Origin of the sequence: Frateuria sp. (genome assembly GCF_035695185.1) — a bacterium.
GTDB lineage: Bacteria > Pseudomonadota > Gammaproteobacteria > Xanthomonadales > Rhodanobacteraceae > Frateuria_A.
In genome coordinates, this window is sequence record NZ_DASSES010000191.1 from 1 (window position 1) to 3,857 (window position 3,857).

At 67.8% G+C, this 3,857-nt stretch carries 2 protein-coding genes and 2 pseudogenes; all 4 read right to left on the reverse strand.

All coding sequences use genetic code 11. The features are described from left to right. Window positions 1–107: pseudogene (csrA, locus tag VFH59_RS15405) on the reverse strand (carbon storage regulator CsrA); the annotation flags it as partial. Window positions 108–377: 270 nt separating this feature from the next. After that, complete coding sequence (gene alaS, locus VFH59_RS15410) at window positions 378–3,005, reverse strand: alanine--tRNA ligase (protein ID WP_325165796.1); 2,628 nt, start codon at window positions 3,003–3,005, stop codon at window positions 378–380. 54 nt (window positions 3,006–3,059) lie between these two features. After that, a complete protein-coding gene (locus tag VFH59_RS15415; protein WP_325165797.1) occupies window positions 3,060–3,554 on the reverse strand; it encodes a regulatory protein RecX in 495 nt (164 codons plus the stop codon). Window positions 3,555–3,662: 108 nt separating this feature from the next. After that, window positions 3,663–3,857: pseudogene (locus VFH59_RS15420) on the reverse strand (DNA recombination/repair protein RecA); the annotation flags it as partial.

Genomic DNA, 3,857 nt, shown 5'->3' on the forward strand with positions numbered 1-3,857 from the left:
GCATTGATGCCGATACGCACCTGGTTGCCCTTCACGCCGAGAACGGTAACGGTCACCTCGTCACCGATCATCAGGGTTTCACCGACCCTGCGGGTCAGAATCAACATGTTGTGTTACTCCATTAAGCTGTGTGGTCACAGGCCTGCTGCGGTGGAGCCTCACCCCTGAGCGCCCCGTCAGTCAGTTCGACGAAAGTCCGTCGAAGGCCCTACCGCCTTCCCCGGCTCAAAGCCCGGGCATCCACCATGGATACCCTTGCCTTGCGGCGACACCGTAGGTTCGTGGCGCCGACAGTCAACCGATACTAGCCGAGCGCGAGCGCCCCGTGCAATGCATTTCGTGGGCGATAAATCCCCGATTCACAAAGCCCGCGAGGCCTATATCTGCTGCGCGATCCAGTCGGGCACGGCAGCCAGCAAAGCCGGCAACTGCGCGGTGTCCAGGCCGCCGCCCTGGGCCATGTCGGGACGTCCGCCGCCCTTGCCATCGATCTGCCTGGCGACGTGCGACACCACGTCCCCCGCCTTGATCCGACCCAGCGCCGACCCATGCACGCCGGCCACCAGCGAAACGCGGCCGTCTGCCGCGCCGGCAAGCAGCACCACACAGTCGCCGAGCTGTTGCTTGAGCTGGTCGACGCTGTCGCGCAGGGATTTCGCGTCGAAGCCTTCCAGGCGCGCGGCGATCACCTTGACGCCGGCCACGTCGCGGGCGCTGCCGGCCAGGTCGGCGGTAGCGTTGCCGGCCGCCTTGCTGCGCAGCGATTCGAGTTCGCGCTCGAGTTTCTTCTGGCGGTCGAACAGCTGGCGCAGCTTCTCGACGACGTCGTCGCCGCTGCCCGAGAGCAGTTGCGAGAGCTCGCCCAGGCGCCGCTCCTCCGCCGCCACGTAGGCGAGCGCACCAGCGCCGGTCACCGCCTCGATGCGACGGACGCCAGAGGCGACTCCGGCCTCGGCGACGATCTTGAACAGGCCGATGTCACCGGTGCGGCTGACGTGCGTGCCGCCGCAAAGCTCGGTGGAAAAATCGCCCATCTTCAGCACGCGCACCTCATCGCCGTACTTTTCGCCGAACAACGCCATGGCGCCGAACGCGATCGCGTCGTCGTAGGCCATGTGGCGCACTTCCGCCGGGGCGTTGCGGCGCACTTCGGCGTTCACCAGCGCTTCGACCGCGTCGAGTTCGTCGCGGCTGAGTGGCTTGAAGTGGGAGAAATCGAAGCGCAGGCGCTCGGGCGCCACCAGCGAGCCCTTCTGCGCCACGTGCTCGCCGAGAACCTGGCGCAACGCCGCATGCAAGAGGTGGGTCGCCGAGTGGTTCAGTACGGTCGCCTGGCGCCGCCCGGTGTCGACCTGCGCGTCGAGCATGTCGCCCTCACGCAGCGCAACGCCACGCCAGCGTCCGACATGGCCGAAGAACACGCCACCCATCTTGAGCGTATCGACCACCTCGAAGCGCCCCTGCGCATGGACCAGCACGCCGGTATCGCCCACCTGGCCGCCGGATTCGGCGTAGAACGGCGTGCGGTCGAGGATCACCAGCGCATCTTCCCCATCGTCCAGTGCCTCGACCTGCCTGCCGTCGCGCACGATGCCGACCACCTTGCAAGCGGTCGCTTCGAGCGCGTCATAGCCCAGGAACAGGGTCGGCGCGAGCCGGCTGGCGAGTTCCGCCGGCATCTGGCCCTTGGCCTCGAAACGGCCGGCGGCGCGCGCGCGTTCGCGCTGCTCGTTCATGGCCTGCTCGAAGCCGGCCATGTCGACGGCGAGCCCGCGCTCGCGCGCGATGTCGGCGGTGAGGTCGACCGGGAAGCCATAGGTGTCGTACAGGCGGAACGCATCGACGCCGGGGATGGTCGTGCCGGACTTCTTCGCGACCTCGTCGAACACGCGCATGCCGTGTTCGAGCGTCTCGCCGAATCGCTGCTCTTCGGTACGCAGCGCGTCCTCGACGAAACCCTGCTTGGCGACGAGTTCGGGATAGGCCGCGCCCATCTCCTCGACGAGCGGCGCGACCATCTTCCAGAAGAAATCACCACGCACACCGAGCATCCAGCCATGCCGCAGGGCGCGGCGGATGATCCGGCGCAGCACGTAGCCGCGCCCCTCGTTGGACGGCAGCACGCCGTCGACGATCAGGAACGAGCAGGCACGGATGTGATCGGCGATGACGCGCAGCGACTTGTTGGCCAGGTCGGTCGTGCCGGTGAGTTCGCCGGCCACCCGGATCAGGTGCTGGAACAGGTCGATCTCGTAGTTGGAGTGCACGTGCTGCAGCACGGCGGCCAGCCGCTCCAGGCCCATGCCGGTATCCACGCACGGGGCCGGCAGCGGCGAGAGCGTGCCGTCCGGCGCGCGATCGAACTGCATGAACACCAGGTTCCAGATCTCGATGTAGCGGTCGCCATCTTCGTCCGGCGAGCCGGGCGGGCCGCCGGCCACGTCCGCTCCGTGGTCATAGAAGATCTCGGTGCACGGGCCGCACGGACCGGTATCGGCCATCTGCCAGAAGTTGTCCGAGGCATAGGGCGCACCCTTGTTGTCGCCGATGCGCACGATGCGCTCGGCGGGTACGCCGATCTCCTTGTGCCAGATGTCGTAGGCCTCCTCGTCGGTGTGGTAGACGGTCACCCACAGCCGCTCCGCCGGCAGCTTGAACACGGCAGTGAGCAGTTCCCACGCCCAGGCGATCGTTTCGCGCTTGAAGTAGTCGCCGAACGACCAGTTGCCCAGCATCTCGAAGAACGTATGGTGTCGCGCGGTGTAGCCGACCGAATCGAGGTCGTTGTGCTTGCCGCCGGCGCGCAGGCAGCGTTGCACGTCGGCCGCGCGTGCGTAGGGCAGCTTCTCGCTGCCCAGGAACACGTTCTTGAACTGCACCATGCCCGAGTTGGTGAACAGCAGCGTGGGATCGCTGGCAGGCACCAACGAACTGGACGGCACGATGGCGTGGTCCTTGGCGCGGAAGAACTCGAGGAAGGTCGAACGGATGTCGGCGGTTTTCATGGGCACGCAGCGGCGTAGACAAAAAAGGCCACGCCGGCGGCCACCGCCGCGAGATCAGTCGATTTCGTCGGCAGCGTCGTCCACTTCGGCGTGGGTAGCACGTCGTACTGTGGCGGCGGCAAAGCCGCGACGCAAGAGGAACTGCGCGCGCCGCGCGCGTTCGGCATGGTCCACCGCGCCCTTGCCGCCATAGCGGCGGCGCAGCTGGTCGATGGCGGACGCCTCCCAATCGACCTCCGCTTCGTCCAGCAGCTCGCGGATGCGCGCATCGGGCACCGCGTGGGTCTTGAGCTCGGCACGGATGCGCTGGGGACCGTAGCCCTGGGATGCGCGGCTGCGCACCAGCACCTGGGCGAAGCGCTCGTCGTCCTGGTAGCGCTGCTCGCCCAGGCGCTCGATGGCGGCCTCGGTTTCGCCCCCTTCGTAGCCACCCTGGCGCAGCTTGGTCTTGAGTTCGCGGCGCGAGTGTTCACGGCGGGCGAGCAGGCCGAGCGCCTTGTCGTAGGCGCTGCGCCTTGGCTTGTCCGGAGCTTCGGGGCGGCGCTTCATGTGCAGCGGACCGTCGCCGCGCACGCTGGGCTCGTCACCCTCACGTCCCTTCGCCCCGTCCTGCGGGCGGGGCGGAGGGAGTGGGCAGGATCAGACCCGGGCACGCGCTCAGGCTTCTTCGAGCGCCTCTTCCGAGGCGGCGGCCGCCTTGCCGCCCCCGACCAGCAGGCGCGCGCGCAGCTGCTGGTCGATCTCGTTGGCGATGGCCGGGTTGTCGCGCAGGAACTGGCGCACGTTCTCCTTGCCCTGGCCGATGCGGTCGCCGTTGTAGCTGTACCAGGCGCCGGACTTGTCGATCAGGTT